This window comes from Pseudomonas sp. B21-047, assembly GCF_024748775.1.
GTDB classification, from domain to species: Bacteria; Pseudomonadota; Gammaproteobacteria; order Pseudomonadales; family Pseudomonadaceae; genus Aquipseudomonas; species Aquipseudomonas capeferrum.
In genome coordinates, this window is sequence record NZ_CP087169.1 from 2,272,387 (window position 1) to 2,291,479 (window position 19,093).

Below are 19,093 nucleotides of genomic sequence, written 5' to 3' on the forward strand. Positions count from 1 at the left end.
TGGTGAGGGGGCTCTGAAAAAGTCTTGCAAGCGCATACAATCAGGCCTTTTCCACGTTAACCAGATAGGCCAAACCGTCCATGGCGCTTGACCCCCCAACGATGCTGACAATCACCATCGCCCTGGCAGCTGCGGCTGCCTTGTACCTGGCGATCGAGTGGCGCAGTGTTCGCGAGCCTTCGCTGCTGTTCTGGAGCGCCGGCTTCGCCACGATCACCGTCGGCTCCACCCTGGCCCTGTTGCGGGGCATCGGCTTGCTGCTGATCGGTATCTGGTTCGCCAATGGCTTGCTGGTGGTGGCGCACGGGTTTTTTCTGCTGGGGGTGTTGCGCTTCACCCAGCACCGCCTGTCGCGCGCCTGGCTGCTGATGGTAGGGGTGTGGTTCGCCTTGCTGCTGTTGCCCGCCGGCCCGGAGTGGTCGAAGGTGATGCTGATGGTCAACTCGTTGCTGGTGGCGTTGCTGACGCTCAAAGCCAGTTTTCTGTTGAAGCCCCACGGCAGGTCGTTGAGCGTGGGCGCGGTGCAGTTGCGTTATGTGCTGCTGATTCATGGCCTGTTCTATGTGGCGAAGGCGATCATTGCGATTGCCCCGGGCACGCTGATTGACCTGGCGACGTTTGGCGGGCTGATCATCCAGGTTTCCCTGGTCGAGGGGGCGATGGCAATCATGCTGATTGCGCTGTCGATGACCGGCACGGTGCGTTATCGCCGTGAAGAGCGCATCGCCCGGCTGGCGGCACGGGACCCGCTGACGGCGTTGTACAACCGCCGCGCGCTGGAAGTGCGGGCGACGCACTTTTTCAAAGAGGTGAGCCCGGCACGGCCAGGCGCCTTGCTGCTGATCGACATCGACAATTTCAAGCTGGTCAACGATTTGCACGGGCACATTGCCGGTGATCGGCTGTTGATCGCCTTGAGCGAGATGATGCGTGCGGTGTTGCCGGAGCGGTCACTGGCGGCGCGGCTTGGCGGCGACGAGTTTGTCATCCTGCTCAGTGCGGCGACCAGCGAGCGCGTGGTGGCGCTGGGCAGCCAGTTGCGTGAACAGTTTCAGCAGTTTGCGCTGCAAACGGTGCCCACGCCGCAGGCCGTGACCTTGAGCATCGGTGCCAACCTGTTCGACCAGCCGCCCGCGAGCCTGGCGGCGTTGATCGAGCAGGGAGATGTAGCGCTGTATCAGTCCAAGCGCGGTGGGCGCGACAGCATTCGCCTGGTTGACCGGACGCTGGTCAGCTCGGGTAGCTAGCAACGCTTGACGCTGGGGGCCGCAAAAGCGGCCCCCAAACACTCAGGTCACAACCTGATAGCAAGGCACATACGCCGCGCCACCCGGCAGTTTCATCCGGTGCTGGTCGACAAACGCCTGCAACAGGTGCCCCAGCGGCGCCAAAACCGCACTGTCACCACGGATCTGGTACGGCCCGTGTTCCTCGATCAGGCGGATGCCCTTGTCCTTGACGTTGCCCGCCACAATCCCGGAAAACGCCCGGCGCAGGTTGGCGGCCAGTTCATGCGGCGGCAGCTCGCGGCGCAGGGCCAGTTCGGCCATGTTGGCATGGGTCGGGTCGAACGGGTGCTGGAAGCCCTCGTCGATCTTCAGCAGCCAGTTGAAATGGAAGGCATCGTTGCGCTCGCGGCGGAACTGCTTCACCTCCTTGAGCCCTTCGACCATCTGCCGCGCCACTTCGGCCGGGTCATCGATGATGATCTGGTAGTGGCGCTGGGCGGCGTCCCCCAGGGTGGCGCCGACGAACGCGTGCAACTGCATCAGGAACGGCTCGGCACTGCGCGGCCCGGTCAGCACCACCGGGAAGGGGAGGCCCTGGTTGTCCGGGTGCATGAGAATGCCGAGCAGGTAGAGGAACTCCTCGGCTGTACCGGCGCCGCCGGGGAAGATAATGATGCCGTGGCCGACGCGGACGAAGGCTTCCAGGCGTTTCTCGATGTCCGGCAGGATCACCAGTTCGTTGACGATCGGGTTCGGCGCCTCGGCAGCGATGATGCCCGGCTCGGTCAGGCCCAGGTAGCGGCTGCCGTGCATGCGTTGCTTGGCATGGGCGATGGTGGCGCCCTTCATCGGGCCCTTCATCACCCCAGGGCCGCAGCCGGTGCAGACGTCCAGCTTGCGCAGGCCCAGCTCGTGGCCGACCTTCTTGGTGTACTGGTATTCCTCGGTGCTGATCGAGTGGCCGCCCCAGCACACCACCATCTTCGGCTCTACGCCGGGGCGCAGGGTGCGGGCGTTGCGCAATAGGTGGAATACGTAATCGGTGATGCCCTGGGAGCTTTCCAGGTCGATGCGCTGGCTGGCCAGCTCGCTTTCGGTATAGACGATGTCGCGCAAGGCGCTGAAGAGCATTTCGCGGGTGCTGGCGATCATCTCGCCATCGACGAAGGCATCGGCTGGGGCATTCAACAGCTCCAGGCGTACGCCGCGGTCTTGCTGGTGGATGCGCACCTCGAAGTCCTTGTAGGCCTCGAGGATGGTCTTGGCATTGTCGACATGCGCGCCGGTATTGAGGATGGCCAGGGCGCACTGGCGGAACAGGGTGTAAAGGCTACCGGTACCGACTTCACTCAGTTGCTGCACTTCACGTTGCGACAGCGTCTCCAGGCTGCCTTTGGGGCTGACGGATGCATTTATGACATGGCGTTGAGGCATCTAAGTCTTTCCTGTGCGGGTAAAACATCCTTCTTTGACACCACCATACCGAGAAATGCACGCGACAACGAGGGGGCACCGTGGAAAGATTCTGCAGACGGAGTGGGCGGCTTCGCGGGTAAACCCGCGAAGCCGCCCACTCCGAGCTTGCATGTTCAGCCGAACAGTTTTTGCACCCCGAGGGTAATGGCCAGCCCACCGCCCACCAGCCACAGGTTGAGTATTGCCCCGGTAATCAGCGCCCGTGGCCCCGCCTGGCGGATCTGGCTGAAGCGCGTCTCCATGCCCAGCGCTGTCATGGCCATGGTCAGGGCAAAGGTGTCGAGCGTATTCACCACCTGGGTCACACTGCCAGGCAGCACCTGCAGCGAGTTCACCAGCACCAGCGCCAGGAAGCCGAAGGCGAACCAGGGCATGGCGATGCGCCCGTTGCCTTGCCCCTGGCCAGGCTGGCGCGCGCGGCTGATCCACAAGCCCAGCACCAGCAACACCGGCACCAGCAGCATCACCCGGGTCATTTTGACGATGGTCGCAATGTGCGTAGCCTCGGGGCTGACGTTGCTCGCAGCGCCGACCACCTGGGCTACTTCATGGATAGTGCCGCCCAGGAACAGCCCGGCGCCCAGGGTATCGAGGTGCAGCCAGCCGGCATTGATCGCCAGTGGGTAGAGGAACATCGACAGGGTACCGAACAGCACCACGCTGCCGACCGCCATGGCGCTCTTGTGCGGAGCGCTGCGCAGCGCCGACTCGAAGGCCAGCACCGCAGCCGCGCCGCAGATGGCACTGCCGGCGGCGGTGAGCAGCGCGGTGTCGCGGTCCAGCTTGAGCAGCTTCATGCCACACCAGAGGCCGATCAGCAGGGTGCTGACCACCACCAGCAGCGACACCGTCAGCCCCGACCAGCCGACTTCGGCGATTTCCTGCAGGCTGACCCGCAGGCCGAAGAAGGCCACGGCGATGCGCAGCAGCCCGCGCGCCGAAAAATTGATGCCCGCCGCCCAACTGGCCGGCACGCCATCGCGCAGTGCATTGCCATACAAGGCACCGGCAACGATGCCGACGATCAAGGGGCTGATACCCAGGCTGGCGATGGCGGGCAAGGCCGCCAGCTGGGTGACGGCAAGCGCGAACAGCGCGACGAACAGGATGCCATTGAGCCGCCCTCGGGTAGAGAGGGTAGGCGTATAGGCGGGGTGGGACGGAGCCGTGGCCATGTGAGTCCTCCGGAAAAGGTGTTTCGACAAGGCCTACGTTAATCTGGTTATAAGCTTATAAAAAATCGTAATTTAGGATGTGAAGTATCCATTTTGCTGATATTTTCAATTCATGACCCCAGAACAACTGATAACGTTCGCCACGGTTGCCGAGCACGGCAACATCAGCCATGCGGCCCAGGCGTTGCACCTGTCGCAGCCGGCTGTGTCCGGGCAGCTGAAGTTGCTGCAGGAGGCGTTCGGCGAACCGCTTTATCAACGCGCCGGCCGTGGCGTGCGGCTGACAGCTGCGGGTGAGCAGCTGCTGGCCCATGCCGAGCGACTGCGCGACACCTTTCGCCAGGCGCAAGCCCTGCGCGAGGCTATGCGCGGCCTGGAGCGCGGCACACTGCGCATCGGCGCCAGTACCACCCCGGCCAGCTACCTGTTGCCGTACCTGATCGCCGACTTCCATGCACGCTACCCCGACGTGTCGGTGAGTACCTCCAATGGCAATACCGCAGAAATCGTCGCCGCGCTGGGCAGTGTCGACATCGCCCTGATCGAAGGCCCCCCCGGGCAGGAGCTGCCCCTGGGCACGGGGGTGACGCCGTGGCGTGAAGACGAGATCGTCGCCATCGTGCCCAGTGGCCATCCGTTGGCAGGTGACGAGCCGCAGACCCTGGAGGCTGTGGGGGCCTACCCCTTGGTGCTGCGCGAGAGTGGGTCAGGGGTGCGGCAGATTGTCGAACGCGCGTTTGCCCGCAGTGGCGTGGCAATGCGCGTGGGGCTGGAAATTGCTGGCGTGGAGGGGGTAAAGGAAGCGGTGCGGGCGGGGATGGGCATCGGCTTTGTGTCGGCCATGTCGATTCGCCATGAGGATGGCGCGTTGCGGCGGCTGCGGATTGCGCCGCAGCCACTGGTGAGGCGCTTTTCCATCCTGATGCCCCATGCCGCCACGCCTTCGCGGGCGGCGGCACGGTTTATGGCGTTGTGCGTTGGGGAGCTTGAAGTGGGTTAGGTCTTGCGGGCGCCCAATGCATTTCGCGCGCCGCCCGGCTTCGACGGCAGTCAATAGCGTTGGGCCAAGGTCGAGGCTGAGCACGCTGCCTAACGATTGCGTAGCGTGTCCAGCGCTGGGGACCAAACGACATGGCCACAGCGCTCACATGCGACCGAGTCGTGCGCCCCATGGTAGGTTGGAAAACCACAGCCCACGCAACAGTAAAGGCCGGCAGAAGGTGGTGAGGAGTATTGCGGACGATGCTCGAAAGGGAGCACTGACAAGCCCGCCTTGGTGTCCTCCGGCTCATAGAAATACAAACTGAGCTCACCGTCAGTTTCCAACAAGCCCAAACGTACCTGTCCCAAGTGCTCTACACCGCGCTGGCGTAGTTCCATGAAAAGTTCATTCGAGGAAATGTTCATATTGCGCAGCGAATGGATCTCGTACATTCCGTCCTTCACCACCGTTATCGGCAATCCATCAATCCAGGCTTCACACGTCTTGCTCCGCTTCATGAGGTAGACCGTACCCCGATACAACAACAGGAGCGTCAAGAAGACCAGGGCCACCGGCAGCAGCGGAACATCCTCGTAGAAGGTCACATCGCCGGCAGCGGAGCCGAGGGTCAGAATAACGACCAGCTCGAAGCGGGAGAGCTGTTTGATTCCGCGTCGGCCACTGAATTTGAGGAAGAAGAAGACGGCTGCAAATGCGGCCAAGACCCTAAGGGCGACCTCCAGAAGAAAGGTCACAGGCAGATCGCCCAGCAGCATCCGTTGAAGGTCGAAAGATACCATTTGTTTTCCTCGTTAGCGGCCACCGCTGTGGTGAATCCACACCGCATAGGCCGATTTCAATGATTGAGGCAAGCAAGGAAGATCTCGCTTCAACGCAGCCTGGGTTTCCGGGCCTCGCACCCACTCGGTTAACCATGCGATAAGCAAAAGGCGAGTCACTGGACATGGGGCTACTTGGCGTTCGAGTTCATCTGCGATCTGAGCGAGCCCCTCTAGGGTTTCATCCAGCTTAGTGATCTGATCTTTCATGGGTTGGACTCCAATAACCGTTTCGCTTGACCGCTTCGCATACACCTCTTCCACTCTAGTAGGCGCTCACAGTGACAGGGCTCAAGCTACCTTGAACACATGCTTCAGATAAGCCACGAAGTTCTCATCCCGGCACTGCGTCTTGCCCGGGCTATCACTGATCTTCGCCACCGGCGCACCATTGCAGGCCGTCATCTTGATCACGATGTTCATCGGTACGACACCTGGGATATCGCAAGTAAGATGGGTGCCGATGCCAAAGCTCACATTGATCCGTTCATGCAGCGCGCGGTACAGGCCAAGTGCCTTGGCAAAGTCCAGCCCATCGGAAAAGATCAACGTCTTGCCCTGCGGGTCGATGCCCAGACTTTCATAGTGGGCAATGGCCTTCTCTGCCCAGGCTAGCGGGTCGCCAGAGTCGTGGCGCAAACCGTCGAACAGTTTGGCGAAGTACAAATCGAAATCGCCCATGAACGCGTCCATGGTGATGCAATCGGTCAACGCGATGCCCAGCAGCCCGCGATATTCGCGTACCCAGCAATCCAGCGCGGCCGCCTGGCTGTCGACCAGCCGCGGGCCAAGTTGCTGGTGGGCCATGAACCATTCGTGGTTTTGCTAATTTGCTGAAAATCGCATGGATGTTGCCAAAAATGCTCGCTCGCTTTCGGGCGTTCCAAACTGAAATTTTTCAATGGCTTACCTCATGCACCTTGGAATGCCCACCCATTTCAAGCTTAAAGGGTGCGATTTTGATGGGGAGTGAGCCTGAGTCGTCATTCGGCCCTCAGAAGCGTCATTGAAGATAGCGGCAATTCCAGGGTTTGATCAGCTTGCTGGTTTGGTAAGAAACCGCTGCACAGTCGTTTTTGACACGCCCAGCTCTTGGGCAATCTCAGAGTTCGACATGCCGGCCTCCTTCAAAAGGGGAGCACGTTGGAGTGCGGCCTGGATGTCGCGAGTAGCAGGTCTACCAATTGGTCGCTCGGGCTGCGCAGCGATGTTCTCGATGACACCATCCTGCTTGAGAGCGTTGAGCTTGGACGAGATGCGCTTGAGCGCGACATCGACAGGCTCACCGGAGTGAGCAGAGTGGGCGAGCAGGAGAAGCAGAGCGGGGTCGACTTCGAGCATTGTTGCTACGTTAGAAAGCGTGTCTATCGTCACGTTAGCCTTCCCGCCCTCAATGCGGCTTCTTCCCCTCCGACCGATCATCGTCAGATCGTCCTGAGTCATTTTCCGGTTTTGTCTCAATGCTCTGACAACCGCAGCCATGGCCTCGCTAAGAGACATGTTCTTCACCCGTAAAAGACAGGATGAAGCCACATTGCGTCGATCCATAACACGCCATATAATGACCATTAAGGATCGCTAGCCTCTATTCTCTATGCGCAGAAATTATGCGGGGTAGGCCTGCACCCAAAATTCAGGCGGTTTCAATATATGCCATAAATTGACAAAAGTTGGGGTGGAGGTACAGATCCCTTCAGCCCATATGGTGGCAGTTTGGCAAGTCTGAATATGTGTCTGGCGACACTTCACTGCAAGGCGCTGACTTTCGGCCAAGCCCTAATGTGCGAGTAAAAATGAAAGGATCGAAAAATGTTTGTCACCCATGAGTCATGGAGTTCGAATGCATCTGCATTGTTAGGTGAGGGCCACACGTGCATGAGGATTGTGGAATGGCAAAGCTACTACCACTTCTATCAGGTTGTGGTAGAAGAATTGGAGAATGGAAAATTAGCATCGCGTCAGTATTTTTTAAGCGATGTGAATGTGCTTGAAGATGTTCTAGAAAAACAGTCTGAAGATCTTAAAGTAACTGAGGTTCTGTTGATGAGTCCTGCCTGGATGAACGGAGGTGGTGGTTGGGCTATGAATAAGGTCTTAAGTTTGATCGTCGGGCGCGGGGAGGAAGGCGGTAAAGTTTCGATGCATAAGGTTGCAGAGGGTGTTGTTTATACTTCGCCAGCAGGTGGGAAGATTGATACGCTCGAAGAGGAGGGTTTTAAGGTTCTTATTTAAGTCTTCTATGAAATTGCTGGGTTCTTTGGGTTGATCTCTAGCGTTAAACAGAAGCCACGCTTCGCAAGCTCGCGTGAATTTCCGAGGTTTTTAGGCAGTGCGTGGTCACGAGGAGGCGTGTGTGAGTATAGCCATAGCCGGGGGCATATCATGATCAACTCTGTACGACCTCGAGTGATTCGACCAGACGACGTGATCTTGTTTTTGGATTTCGACGGGGTGCTTCATCCTGATGCAGCTTTCCGAACCAAACATGGGATTGAGCTTAGAGCTGAGGGTAAGCTCATGATGCACGCGCCAATCCTGTATGACATTTTGCAGGACTTTCCGATTGTCAAAATCAGTTTATCTACGTCCTGGGTGCGGATGCTCGGGTATCAAAGAGCTCGTGCAGCTTTGCCAGTGAATCTTCAAGATCGCACAGTTTCGGCGACTTGGCATTCCCGGATGCGGGCTACGGTGAGGGAAGGGTATGACCTTTTTACTCGCTATGAGCAGATATGTGGCGCGGTGACTCGTGCAGGGATCACCCAATGGATTGCGATCGATGACGATCCAGATTTTAGCTGGCCAGAGCATGACGATAGGCTTGTGAGGTGTGACCCAAATCTCGGGCTTGGTAGTAAGCAGACTCAACTCGAACTAAGAGCCAAACTGCAACTTCTCGTTAAGATGAGAGGTTGTGATGAAGCTCAGCGGTGAGTCAGAACCAAGCGCGGTTACCGATGTGCTCTGCGATGTCTGCGGAGAATCGACGCGTGTAGCAGGTGAGTTTCAGTTCGCTACCTTGCAGGCATCCTGGAGAGAGGGATCAGAACACAGCGGTGAAGACTACGAGCTGCACCTTTGTGAGAGATGCTTTTTTACTCAAGTAGCAGGTATGAAGCGCATGAGGTGGCTCGGGTGCATGTTCGAAGATGCCGGTGATTCGCTTCTGCAGGATGAATCGTATGGGCGAGTTTGGACGGCGAGCAGGGATGACGCGAAGGACGAAGAGTGAGTGTCGTCTTCTGTCTTGATCATTAGGCTATGAGAGGTGCTACATGGCTAGGAAACGAGCTCCGTTGTCTACGTGTCATGCTGACCGGAATGTGGCTGCCGCTTTGCCAACTAGTGTTGTCAACGCTATGCGGCGAGATTTCGGGGTGCCGGTTACAGCATATATTTCGGCGGCTGCTTATGGGCCAGGGGATCTCTATCTGGAGGGAGTGGTCTTCGCCGATCGAGGAGGACGTTTCGATGACGGTGACACTATACGCACGTCAATCATCATGCATAGTTCGACTGTTCAAGGCTTCTTGGTTGTACAGACGTTGAGTAGCATTTATGTGGTTACCGATTGGCTCGGTGGAAGATTTTCTGACACTAAAATTTCTAATCACTGATCCATTCTAAACGCTGTTGCGTGGCCTTGCGGTTCGTCTGTAGTGAAGTAAGCTGAACTGTGTTCTATCTTGACCCTACGCGCTTCCATCTTCACTGCGCGTTTTTATGGCGGAGTATTTTTCGACTAACTGCTAAGTAACCGATGCATTTTGGCCTGCAAATTGTCTGCTCAGAATAGCAGTTCGCTTCCACCACCTCTGGCTCACCTTCGGCATCAGGAATGGGATTGAAACCATCCAGGGGGCGCAGCCTGAAGTATGCTTCGCGGGGGGGGGCAGTGTGGCTGACCTGATCGCCGTCAGGGACTGGCTACCCGCACAAAATAAACACATTACCCAGTATGCGATCACTTTCCCAACGCGTTCAGTGGAGCAGGTGGGGTTAGCGCAGGTCATCCGAAATGGCGCACCAGGAGGGTATGTTCTGAGGAGCGAATCGCGCCCAATTGAGGCCAAATGCGAGGAAGATGAAATCTCGGGGGGAGTAGCTGTGAGGCTCTAGGTCAAGGGTTGGAGTGGGTAGAGGAATCGATCCCTCACCGGTAACTGGGGAAGCTATAGTTGTACCATTAAACTACACCCGCTTATTTCAACCAACTTTCTCGGCTACTGTAAGAAACTTGGGGCTAAGTCAACATCTCGGTGCGGTGCTGTATTCCCGCGCTCAGCGTGGTATGGCGTCCCATAAGGGTACGTTGGCCTGTTGCTTTAATGCGTGCAATGCACTGACAAATTTTCTGAGACAATGTGCAATACAAACCCTCCATCACAGTAAATGGTGGTGAGGGTTCACCTTAGCTTGGACTTTGGTTCAGTTTGTCGTCAGGCACGCGGTCAGCTATGTCAACGACGTCATCATCCAGATCTGGCACACAAAATATGCACTCATTAGGATCAATCTGGGTTCCTTCTATATAACGAACTCTTCTGTTGGCGGATGATCGGTTGATGCTAACTCGAAAAGTTGGCCGATTGGGTGGGCTGCCGTTTTTGTCCATAATACTCTTCCTCATCAAATTATGTCGGTTGGTACAATGCGAAAATTAAGCCTATCACTAGGTAGGCGTCTTGTCAAGTTTGAGTGTTTTAGTGGTCGCCATGCTCTTCAAATTATAACTAAGCTGTAAGGCGCAGCCTGATATTTCAGGCTGCGCTTAAAATATTTCGCGAGCTTAAGGTTTTAGCGAGTTGTACTTGGAAAAGCCTAACTCTAGGTCTTCAATGAGATCATGTGGGCTTTCAAGTCCAATGTGAAGCCTAACTAGGTGTCCCTGTACCTCCCAGGCGGTTTCGCTTCTTACCAGACTCGGGTTTGCTATCATTGCCAAGCTTTCATAGCCACCCCAGGAGTAGCCAATAGAGAACAATGACAAGTTATCTAGCAGCGCATCTGCCGCTGCTTGCGTTGACGGCTTGAGGACAAATGAAAGCAAGCCTGAAGCACCCTTAAAATCTCGCTTCCATAGGTGGTGTTGAGGGTGGGACTCTAAGGCAGGGTAATAGACTGATTCAACATCAGGGTGATTATCCAGCCACTTAGCCACAATAGTTGCGTTCTTGAAGTGTCGTTCAAGCCGGACATCTAATGTTCGCAGTCCTCTGAGCGCGAGGGCCACGTCATCAGGGCTTGCGAACAGCCCCATGTTGAAGTGATAGCGCTTCAAGCGATCCCAGGCTCGCTTGGATGCCGATACCGTTCCGATGACAGCGTCGGAATGGCCGACAATATACTTTGTCGCTGCCATGATGGACAAGTCGACGCCGAGATCTATTGACGGAAAGTAAAGTGGTGTGCCCCAAGTATTGTCAGCAATTACGAGTATGTCGTGCGCATGAGCGATCTTGGCAATTGCTGGAATGTCTTGAATTTCCAAAGTTAAAGAGCCAGGTGACTCTGTATAGATAGCTTTAGTATTTGGCCTCAAGAAGTCAATGATGCCTGACCCTATTGTGGGGTCATAAAACGAGACTTCGATTCCTAGGCGCCGACCTTCGCTTTCACAGAATGTCCTTATAGGGGCATATACATTGTCGGCCACGAGCAAATGATCGCCAGCGCCGACCACCGCAAGAATGGCGGTAGTACAGGCCGAGAGGCCTGATGGGCATATCACTGTGCCTTCCGCTCCCTCAAGTTGGCGCAATGCCTGACTCAAAGCCTCCGTAGTGGGGTTATTCCAGCGACCGTATACGTATTTCTGGCGCCCCTCACGCATCGACTCACAGGTGGGGAACGCCACCGTAGAGCCCCGATAAATTGGCGTGTTGACAAACCCATGGTGTTGCTCAGGTTGGACGGAGGCCTGAGCAAGTAACGTTTGTACGTTATTGTATTTGTTCATCTTACCTTCCAGAACGTTGGCTTAGGGTGTGGGCGAGAGCGCCACCGGCAGGTTCAAGGTTATTCATTCCTTTGATAAATGTCTACCATGTGGTTGGGATCTGTTGAAACACCCAATGAATTCAATGGCATAGGATAATTTGTAATTTTTTGTTGAAAGCCATCCATTCGGATGGTAGGTTTTTGTTGTGTCGTCATGCTCGCCTGGGGTTGAGCGGGTTTTTCATTCAATGCTCCGGTGTTGCGACATTTAAAAATAATAATGCTTCATAGTTGTTTTGGGATCTGCCGCAAGTTTAGGTTTGCAAGAAATAATACAAAAACTGCAAATTCATCGCTTAGGTGACACATGAAAAGCCAAATTGAAACATCGCAGTCCGCATTCAAAGCTAAAAGTGGCGATCTAAAAAGTCAGTCAGAATGGCTCGAATCTCACGAGAGCGGATATTCAAAGCACTTAAAGAAGCGGCATGTGCAGATGATGGCGCTTGGAGGGGCAATTGGTACTGGCTTGTTTTTGGGGGCCGGTGCCAGGTTGCAGATCGCAGGGCCCGCACTCGCTGTTGTGTACTTGGTGTGCGGGGTTTTCGCTTTTTTTATACTCAGGGCGCTTGGTGAATTAGTAATGCACAGACCGAGTAGTGGGAGCTTTGTTTCTTACACTCGTGAGTTTATGGGTGAGCGTGCTTCCTTCGTCGCAGGTTGGATGTATTTTCTAGTCTGGGCACTGACAGGTGTTGTCGATATAACCGCAATTGCGATTTACATGAAGTATTGGGGTGTGTTCGCAGATGTGCCCCAGTGGGTGTCTGCACTAAGCGCATTGGGCGTGGTCACATTGATGAATATGGTGGGTGTGAAGTGGTTCGGGGAGATGGAGTTTTGGTTTGCGGTGATAAAGGTTGCCGCAATTAGCATCTTTTTGATTGTGGGCTCGTACTTTTTTGCTACGGGTCATGAGGTAGGTGGGACTATCCCTGGGTTGCACCTAATTACAGACAACGGTGGTATATTTCCCCATGGTTTACTGCCGGCTGTAATAATCGTGCAGGGTGTTATATTCGCATATGCGAGTATAGAGTTGGTTGGAACCGCGGCTGGCGAGACGGCGGATCCCAAGAGTGTTATTCCCAAAGCAATCAATGGCGTGATTTGGCGGATAAGCCTATTTTACGTTGGCTCTGTATTTTTGTTGGTTACTGTTCTTCCATGGACTGCCTATAGTGCGAATGTTAGCCCTTTCGTAACTTTTTTTGAAATGCTCGGAGTTCCAGGTATTGGTTCCATCATGAATATTGTCGTGATGACAGCCGCGCTCTCAAGCTTGAATTCAGGGCTGTATGCAACTGGGCGGGTTTTGAGGTCGCTTGCGATGGGTGGCTCTGCACCAAAAATCTTTAAGCGTATGAATTCACAAGGGGTACCTTACATGGGAATCCTAGTGACCATGGGTATTAACGTATTTGGTGTATTTCTGAATTACTTGATTCCATCACAATTGTTCGAATTGCTGTTGAATATGGTTTCCTTGGGTATACTTTCTACATGGGCCTTTATTGTTCTGTCGCAGTTAAGGTATCGGCGTGCAGTAAAAAAAGGGGAGGTCGCAATGGTGGATTTCAAAATGCCAGGCGCGCCGTTCACTTCATGGTTGACCCTTGCTTTCCTGCTTGCTGTACTAGTTCTATTGGGCTTTGACTACCCTAATGGTACGTATACTGTCCTTTCGATTCCGGTGATAGCAGTTGTCCTACTCGTTGGGTGGTCGAGAGTCGTTCGTGCGAAAGTCAGGGCTGATGAAGAGGTGAAAGCCGTACAGGCCACGTAAAAACGGTTTTGGGCGATTAGGGGGCGTTTCATGGTGTCCCCTTGTCGCTCTATGAGTTGAATCACTGCCCTAATGCAGTTAATATGGCTCTATCAGAAAATCAAGGTAAAGTCATGAGCACGCGTTCCGATCTCCTCATTACTGCTGAATTACTATTGCGTACCAAGGGTTACGCAGCATTTAGCTATGCAGATTTAGCGGATGAAATTGGTATTAAGAAAGCAAGCATTCATCACCACTTTCCGACGAAAGAAGGGCTCGGGATCGCGGTGATTGAGAGCTATCTCTTTAGATTTGAGAAAAATCTAGCTTTAATCAATGAACAAAACGCTGATGCGCTAGACCGCTTAGAGGCTTTCGCCTCATTGTTTGTTGATAGCTCGGAAAATGGAATGCTACCTCTCTGTGGTGCGCTTGCAGCAGAGTTGTCCGCCTTGCCAGAAAGTCTCAAAGAGCTTACTCAAAAGTTTTTCCAAATTCATCTCCTGTGGTTAGAAAGCAATTTGATCAAAGGTCAAGCTGAAAATCTGATACGCGGCGATCTAAATCCAAATGAAATTTCAAGAGCGATTTTGAACATTCTAGAAGGTGACAGTTTTGTTTCTTGGGCGATGAGCGATAAAGTAGGCTCGCAATCCGGCTTCAGCTTGATTATGAGAAGTATCATTGTCTGATCGGTGCGATTCACACCTATCAATGCATCGTAATTCGTACCTGATTGCCCACCTGCCAGGGTGGGCGTCACCCATGTAGATCTCCTTTGTAGCCCGTTCTCCTTCTGCCTGCCTCCGTTCTCCCAGCCTTACGGCCATTTGTTCCTACGATTCTTTATCACCTGCTGCCCATCCGGACGAGCGGTGCATACCCCGCGCGTATAACCAATGCTCAGAGCAGAGACGACGTCGCTGAGCAGACCTAAATCAGGTGATTTAACGATACCGGTCGAAAAGCTACCTATCGGTCGGTATTTGTGTGTTTCCCACCGTTTTCCAGCCGCAGATGAGAACAACAGTCTCATCGGCATTGGCGTAGGTGCCCGGCAGTAATTTGCTCAAGCTGTTTCTGGAGACGCTAGCGAGGGCATCGTGAGCTTCGTCGACCCGATAGGGGCACCGAACCCGCTCCCGAGCTGTAGTCACTCGATACACCTTGGGTGTGCAGTCCAGCGTCCATTCAATGCTTACAGTGAGCTACCTGTAGGTAGGCGCGCAGTCATGGACAGGCGCCTTCGTCCCACGTTTCGCTGGCCACGTATCGATACTGTCACCTCAATCATGCGTAATGACGTGAATTTCGCATGAGGCGTTGCAAGCCTACCAACTAGATGGTAGCGTATGTCCATTGTCGAAACAAACCCGCGAACCTGCCGGGCGTTAACGCCCATGTGAGAGCCTCATGCAAGATTGGAAGCAAACCCGCAAAGACATCAACACTCGCCTCGTAGAGCTCAATGGCCTGTCCCCTGAAACCATGAAAGGCATGGCTGCGCTAGGCGCTGCTGGTGGGAAGACGAATCATCTGGATGCCAAAACCCGCGAGCTGATTTCTTTGGCTGTAGCTGTGACCACTCGCTGCGACGGGTGCATCGCCTTCCACGCTGCTGAGGCTAAGAAGCTCGGCGTTACAAGTGAAGAAGTCGCCGAAGCACTGGGTGTAGCCATCAACATGAACGCCGGTGCCGCTTTGGTGTACAGCACCCATGTACTCGACGCTTTCGATAAGTCCTAAGCATAACGCCGACTTTCCTTCCTAGACGATTTCGAGAGTAATCATGAATAAGCTTTTCACACCTTACGATCTGGCTGGCATTCCCCTGAAAAACCGCGTTGTCATGGCGCCCATGACTCGCACCCGAACTCTGAACAACATTCCAAATGAGTCCAACGCGCTGTACTACGCGCAACGTGCTTCTGCCGGCTTGCTGATCACCGAAGGCCTGCCTATCTCCGATGAGGCTCGTGGCTATCTGTACACCCCTGGCATTTACGAAGATGTGCACCTACCAGGCTGGCGCAAAGTCACTGACGCGGTGCACGCCAAGGGCGGGAAGATTTTTGCACAGCTCTGGCACGTGGGCCGCATGTCCCACGTTTCGGTACATGGCATGGTGCCTGTATCCTCCGGTACGGTGCCTGCGGTGGATACCACGGTGTATGCCTGGATCGAACCGGGCAAATCTGGGCCTGTTCAACCAAGCGAACCACGCGCCCTGGAAACTGAAGAAGTGAAACGCGTCATTGCGGATTTCGTTAAATCCGCGCGGATGGCGATGGATGCAGGTTTTGACGGTATTGAGATCATGGCAGCCAACGGCTTCCTGTTCGATCAATTCCTGAGCAGCGCCCTGAACACTCGGACTGATCAGTACGGTGGCTCTATTGCCAACCGCCAGCGCTTCCTGCTGGAAACGATTGACGCCATTGCTGCTGAGATCGGTGGTTCGAAGATTGGCGTTCGCTTCTCGCCGTTTGGTCGCCTGTACGACTTCGGTGTTTACGAAGGCGAAGAAGAAACCTGGATGAGCATGGCGGCTGCCCTCAATGAACGAGAGCTGGCATTTGTTCACCTGAACTACCAACCAACCATCTTGGCCGCGCAAACGCCACCAGGCTTCGGTGCTGCGTTCCGCGAGGCTTACAAAGGCACCTTGATGGCTGCGGGCGGCTTCACCAAGGAAATCGCAGAGTCTGAGCTGGCTAAAGGCGAGCTAGACCTGATTGCCTTCGGCACCGCCTATATCGCTAACCCTGATCTTGTAGAGCGTATGCAGAACGATTGGCCTCTAGCCGAGGGTGATCGTGCGACCTACTACGGCGTAAGCGATTCGATTGACAAGGGTTACACCGACTACCCGGAATACGCAGCAGCAAAAGCCTGATATTCCATCCCAAACATTTAGGAGAACACCATGCCACTCGTAACTATCAAGGGTATTGAAGGGGTTTTTTCTGACGAGCAAAAAGCTGAGGTCATTCGCAAAGTGACTGACGCCATGGTGTCGGTGGAAGGGGAAAATATGCGTGCCCTGACCTGGGTAATTTTCGAAGAGGTCAAGAGCGGAGACTGGGGCATTGCTGGCAATCCAGTCACTGCCCAGGATGTGTTGAAGCTGCAAGCAGGCCAGTAAAGCTTCATCGCTGAACCAATAGCTCCCTGATCGTTGAGTGCATTTTACGCTCAACGACCAGGGGGCTTTTTCCGTTATTGTAGAATGCCAGGTTGGTGGGGTATCACGCCATGATTCTGATCATTTACGCCCATCCTTATCCTGAGAAATCCAACGTAAACAAGTTCATGCTCAGGTTCGCAGCAAATAGACCCGATGTTGTAATCCGCTCCCTGTACGATTTATACCCAGATTTCAATATCAACGTTGAAGCTGAACAGGAGGCCGTTGAACAAGCAGATCTGCTGGTTCTGCAGCATCCCTTGTATTGGTATAGCTACCCGCCACTTTTGAAGTTGTGGATTGACAAGGTCTTCACACGGGGCTGGGCATACGGCAATGGTGCTACTGCTTTAAAAAATAAAAATCTACTGTGGGTCGTGACCACGGGCGGAGACCATGATCATTTTGAAGGCGGCGACCACCCAGGTTTCGCCGTGCTGTCCCAGCCCCTTCAAGCAACCGCAAATTACTGTGGAATGCGTTGGTTAAGTCCAGTAGCAGTTCACGGCACATACAGAGCAGATCAAGCCGGACTGCTCAGGCAGATCCGTCATTACGGCGAGCTTTTGGCCTCGTGGAAGGAAGATTAAATGGACACTCACAGCCTGATTGAAATGCTTATCTATCTGGGCTCAGCTGCCTTGATAGTCCCAATTGCCGTTCGGTTAGGTTTAGGCCCGGTTCTGGGGTATCTGATTGCCGGCTGCTTAATTGGCCCGTGGGGCTTGAAGCTTGTAACCGATGTTGAGTCCATACTGCACTTTGCTGAAATTGGCGTGGTGTTGATGCTGTTCATCATCGGTCTTGAACTCGACCCCAAGCGTCTTTGGTCTATGCGTCGAATGGTGTTCGGTGGAGGTGCGCTGCAGATGCTTGCATGTGGTGCAGCCATCGCAATATTTTGCGCTGCACTAGGCTTGAGCTGGACAGCTGCGCTGCTTGTGGGACTGACGCTGAGCCTCTCGTCTACAGCCATCGCCATGCAGGCCATGAATGAGCGGAACGTGACCTCGACTGCGGTGGGTCGAAGCAGCTTTGCCGTGTTGCTTTTCCAAGACATCGCGGCGATTCCCCTCGTGGCGATGATTCCACTGCTGGCCGCAAATGGCGGTACGCCCTCGGGTTCGGAGCTGGCCCTGTCCATCGCCAAAATCGTTGGTGCAATTGTCGCAGTTGTTCTCTTGGGTCAGTACGTATCTAGACCCGTCCTTCGCTTTGTAGCGCGCTCTGGCCTGAGGGAGATCTTTAGTGCTGTCGCCCTTTTCCTGGTATTCGGGTTCGGCCTCTTATTGGAAGGGGCAGGCTTATCCATGGCCATGGGGGCTTTCTTAGCGGGCGTTCTATTGGCCAGTTCGGAATACCGTCACGCCCTGGAGAGCGATATCGAACCTTTCAAGGGACTCTTGCTGGGTCTGTTCTTCATCGGCGTAGGCATGTCGATTGACTTCGGAACGCTGATCGATGCCCCTTTGAAGGTCATCACTCTGACGTTGGGCTTTATCCTGATCAAACTGCTCGTGATCAAGCTTCTGGGGCGCTTCCTGAGTGTCCCCAGTGATCAGCGCTCATGGCAGGCGGTGTTCCTGGGCCAAGGCAGTGAGTTTGCCTTTGTAGTATTTGGCGCAGCGACAGTCGCCGGCATCCTGGTCGACCCCTGGGGTAAAAGTCTGACGTTGGCGGTTGCGCTGTCCATGTGTGTAACGCCTCTGCTGATCCTCTTGCTCAATCACTTGGACTCGTCGGGCAAACAGGGCAGCAAGGAATCAGACATCATTGATCAGAGCAATCCTCGGGTCATCATTGCTGGCTTCGGTCGGTTCGGTCAAATCGCTGGGCGTCTGCTGATGTCCTGTGGCTTTGAGGTAGTGGTCTTGGATCATGATCCCGACCACATTGAGACACTGCGAAAGTTCGGGGTGAAGGTGTTTTACGGGGATGCTACACGTCTCGATCTACTTCACGCTGCGGGTGCCGCGAAAGCCGTGGTGCTGATCAACGCTATCGACAATCAGGACGATAACCTGGCACTGACCGAGCTGGCCCAAGAGCATTTTCCATCCCTAAAACTGGTGGTGCGCGCTCGTGATATGGGGCACAGCATTACCTTGCGCCAGATGGGCATAGAGGCCGTGGAACGGGAAACCTTTGAAAGCGCGTTGTCTCTTGGGCGAAGAGCCTTGGAGCAACTGGGTGTAGGGCGCTACGAGGCTCGTGAGCGTGCGGATCGGTTCCGTCGCCTGAATTTGGAAATGCTGGAAGAAATGGCCGCTCAACCTGTTGATGACACCGAATTCAAGTACGACGCTTACAAACGAGCGAACGCTTTACTGACGGAAATTTTCAACGAAGATCGTGCTCACCCAATTGACACAGGCCCAGGAGAAAATGGTCTAAGAAACCGCGAGAATAATGACCGAACAGATTGACGAGTTACGGA

General features: G+C 54.6%; 17 protein-coding genes and 1 pseudogene. 11 read left to right on the forward strand and 7 right to left on the reverse strand.

Annotation, left to right across the window (positions count from 1 at the left end; translation table 11 throughout):
- The first annotated feature begins 80 nt into the window (after positions 1 to 80).
- Positions 81 to 1,247, forward strand: coding sequence for a GGDEF domain-containing protein (locus LOY26_RS10450; protein ID WP_186660053.1), 1,167 nt, complete (start codon positions 81 to 83; stop codon positions 1,245 to 1,247).
- Between the two features lie 42 nt (positions 1,248 to 1,289).
- Here LOY26_RS10450 and ppnN read toward each other — a convergent pair whose 3' ends face one another.
- A complete protein-coding gene (gene ppnN, locus LOY26_RS10455; protein WP_033697295.1) occupies positions 1,290 to 2,663 on the reverse strand; it encodes a nucleotide 5'-monophosphate nucleosidase PpnN in 1,374 nt (457 codons plus the stop codon).
- Between the two features lie 155 nt (positions 2,664 to 2,818).
- Positions 2,819 to 3,880, reverse strand: coding sequence for a YeiH family protein (locus LOY26_RS10460; RefSeq protein WP_258714695.1), 1,062 nt, complete (start codon positions 3,878 to 3,880; stop codon positions 2,819 to 2,821).
- A gap of 112 nt (positions 3,881 to 3,992) precedes the next feature.
- Between LOY26_RS10460 and LOY26_RS10465 the strand changes: the two genes are divergently transcribed.
- Complete coding sequence (locus LOY26_RS10465) at positions 3,993 to 4,880, forward strand: LysR family transcriptional regulator (protein WP_033697297.1); 888 nt, start codon at positions 3,993 to 3,995, stop codon at positions 4,878 to 4,880.
- Between the two features lie 89 nt (positions 4,881 to 4,969).
- Here LOY26_RS10465 and LOY26_RS10470 read toward each other — a convergent pair whose 3' ends face one another.
- The 4 genes and pseudogenes from LOY26_RS10470 to LOY26_RS10485 form a co-directional block, all read right to left on the reverse strand.
- Positions 4,970 to 5,662: a DUF421 domain-containing protein gene (locus LOY26_RS10470; protein ID WP_033697298.1), complete on the reverse strand. Its 693-nt coding sequence runs from the start codon at positions 5,660 to 5,662 to the stop codon at positions 4,970 to 4,972.
- A gap of 12 nt (positions 5,663 to 5,674) precedes the next feature.
- Positions 5,675 to 5,911 (reverse strand): hypothetical protein, encoded by a 237-nt coding sequence (locus LOY26_RS10475; RefSeq protein WP_186659415.1) that lies wholly within the window; start codon positions 5,909 to 5,911, stop codon positions 5,675 to 5,677.
- Positions 5,912 to 5,992: 81 nt separating this feature from the next.
- Positions 5,993 to 6,520 (reverse strand): annotated as a pseudogene (locus tag LOY26_RS10480) (nicotinate phosphoribosyltransferase); the annotation flags it as partial.
- Between the two features lie 216 nt (positions 6,521 to 6,736).
- Positions 6,737 to 7,042, reverse strand: a complete 306-nt coding sequence (locus LOY26_RS10485) for a winged helix-turn-helix transcriptional regulator (RefSeq protein ID WP_258714696.1) — start codon at positions 7,040 to 7,042, stop codon at positions 6,737 to 6,739.
- A gap of 468 nt (positions 7,043 to 7,510) precedes the next feature.
- Between LOY26_RS10485 and LOY26_RS10490 the strand changes: the two genes are divergently transcribed.
- Positions 7,511 to 7,933, forward strand: coding sequence for a hypothetical protein (locus LOY26_RS10490; RefSeq protein WP_258714697.1), 423 nt, complete (start codon positions 7,511 to 7,513; stop codon positions 7,931 to 7,933).
- Positions 7,934 to 8,083: 150 nt separating this feature from the next.
- A complete protein-coding gene (locus tag LOY26_RS10495; protein ID WP_258714698.1) occupies positions 8,084 to 8,635 on the forward strand; it encodes an HAD domain-containing protein in 552 nt (183 codons plus the stop codon).
- A 1,855-nt stretch (positions 8,636 to 10,490) separates the two neighbouring features.
- On the opposite strand, the gene metC is transcribed toward LOY26_RS10495, so the two are convergent.
- Positions 10,491 to 11,660 carry a cystathionine beta-lyase gene (metC, locus tag LOY26_RS10500; RefSeq protein ID WP_258714699.1) on the reverse strand — a complete coding sequence of 390 codons (1,170 nt, stop codon included), beginning with the start codon at positions 11,658 to 11,660 and terminating at the stop codon, positions 10,491 to 10,493.
- A 348-nt stretch (positions 11,661 to 12,008) separates the two neighbouring features.
- Between metC and LOY26_RS10505 the strand changes: the two genes are divergently transcribed.
- The 7 genes from LOY26_RS10505 (at position 12,009) to kefC (ending at position 19,082) form a co-directional block, all read left to right on the forward strand.
- Positions 12,009 to 13,487 (forward strand): amino acid permease, encoded by a 1,479-nt coding sequence (locus tag LOY26_RS10505; RefSeq protein ID WP_258714700.1) that lies wholly within the window; start codon positions 12,009 to 12,011, stop codon positions 13,485 to 13,487.
- A 113-nt stretch (positions 13,488 to 13,600) separates the two neighbouring features.
- On the forward strand, positions 13,601 to 14,161 hold the full coding sequence (locus tag LOY26_RS10510; protein WP_063427219.1) for a TetR/AcrR family transcriptional regulator: 561 nt from the start codon (positions 13,601 to 13,603) through the stop codon (positions 14,159 to 14,161).
- A gap of 721 nt (positions 14,162 to 14,882) precedes the next feature.
- Positions 14,883 to 15,215 carry a carboxymuconolactone decarboxylase family protein gene (locus tag LOY26_RS10515; RefSeq protein ID WP_014860758.1) on the forward strand — a complete coding sequence of 111 codons (333 nt, stop codon included), beginning with the start codon at positions 14,883 to 14,885 and terminating at the stop codon, positions 15,213 to 15,215.
- Positions 15,216 to 15,258: 43 nt separating this feature from the next.
- Entirely contained in the window at positions 15,259 to 16,365 is a 1,107-nt protein-coding gene (locus tag LOY26_RS10520) for an alkene reductase (RefSeq protein ID WP_014860757.1), read from the forward strand.
- Positions 16,366 to 16,395: 30 nt separating this feature from the next.
- The gene (locus tag LOY26_RS10525; protein ID WP_014860756.1) at positions 16,396 to 16,614 is read left to right on the forward strand and encodes a 4-oxalocrotonate tautomerase family protein; all 219 of its coding nucleotides are present in this window, start codon (positions 16,396 to 16,398) and stop codon (positions 16,612 to 16,614) included.
- Between the two features lie 110 nt (positions 16,615 to 16,724).
- Entirely contained in the window at positions 16,725 to 17,246 is a 522-nt protein-coding gene (gene kefF / locus LOY26_RS10530) for a glutathione-regulated potassium-efflux system oxidoreductase KefF (RefSeq protein WP_258714701.1), read from the forward strand.
- A complete protein-coding gene (gene kefC, locus LOY26_RS10535) occupies positions 17,247 to 19,082 on the forward strand; it encodes a glutathione-regulated potassium-efflux system protein KefC (RefSeq protein ID WP_014860755.1) in 1,836 nt (611 codons plus the stop codon).
- Positions 19,083 to 19,093 lie beyond the last annotated feature (11 nt).

Excerpts from the sequence above, each read along its gene's own strand:
- LOY26_RS10470 (WP_033697298.1), bottom strand. The coding sequence starts at position 5,662 with ATGGTATCTTTCGACCTTCAACGGATGCTGCTGGGCGATCTGCCTGTG.
- LOY26_RS10475 (WP_186659415.1), bottom strand. The coding sequence starts at position 5,911 with ATGAAAGATCAGATCACTAAGCTGGATGAAACCCTAGAGGGGCTCGCT.
- LOY26_RS10485 (WP_258714696.1), bottom strand. The coding sequence starts at position 7,042 with ATGCTCGAAGTCGACCCCGCTCTGCTTCTCCTGCTCGCCCACTCTGCT.
- LOY26_RS10460 (WP_258714695.1), bottom strand. The coding sequence starts at position 3,880 with ATGGCCACGGCTCCGTCCCACCCCGCCTATACGCCTACCCTCTCTACC.
- LOY26_RS10505 (WP_258714700.1), top strand. The coding sequence starts at position 12,009 with ATGAAAAGCCAAATTGAAACATCGCAGTCCGCATTCAAAGCTAAAAGT.
- kefF (WP_258714701.1), top strand. The coding sequence starts at position 16,725 with ATGATTCTGATCATTTACGCCCATCCTTATCCTGAGAAATCCAACGTA.
- LOY26_RS10510 (WP_063427219.1), top strand. The coding sequence starts at position 13,601 with ATGAGCACGCGTTCCGATCTCCTCATTACTGCTGAATTACTATTGCGT.
- ppnN (WP_033697295.1), bottom strand. The coding sequence starts at position 2,663 with ATGCCTCAACGCCATGTCATAAATGCATCCGTCAGCCCCAAAGGCAGC.
- LOY26_RS10515 (WP_014860758.1), top strand. The coding sequence starts at position 14,883 with ATGCAAGATTGGAAGCAAACCCGCAAAGACATCAACACTCGCCTCGTA.
- LOY26_RS10490 (WP_258714697.1), top strand. The coding sequence starts at position 7,511 with ATGTTTGTCACCCATGAGTCATGGAGTTCGAATGCATCTGCATTGTTA.
- metC (WP_258714699.1), bottom strand. The coding sequence starts at position 11,660 with ATGAACAAATACAATAACGTACAAACGTTACTTGCTCAGGCCTCCGTC.
- kefC (WP_014860755.1), top strand. The coding sequence starts at position 17,247 with ATGGACACTCACAGCCTGATTGAAATGCTTATCTATCTGGGCTCAGCT.
- LOY26_RS10450 (WP_186660053.1), top strand. The coding sequence starts at position 81 with ATGGCGCTTGACCCCCCAACGATGCTGACAATCACCATCGCCCTGGCA.
- LOY26_RS10495 (WP_258714698.1), top strand. The coding sequence starts at position 8,084 with ATGATCAACTCTGTACGACCTCGAGTGATTCGACCAGACGACGTGATC.
- LOY26_RS10525 (WP_014860756.1), top strand. The coding sequence starts at position 16,396 with ATGCCACTCGTAACTATCAAGGGTATTGAAGGGGTTTTTTCTGACGAG.
- LOY26_RS10520 (WP_014860757.1), top strand. The coding sequence starts at position 15,259 with ATGAATAAGCTTTTCACACCTTACGATCTGGCTGGCATTCCCCTGAAA.
- LOY26_RS10465 (WP_033697297.1), top strand. The coding sequence starts at position 3,993 with ATGACCCCAGAACAACTGATAACGTTCGCCACGGTTGCCGAGCACGGC.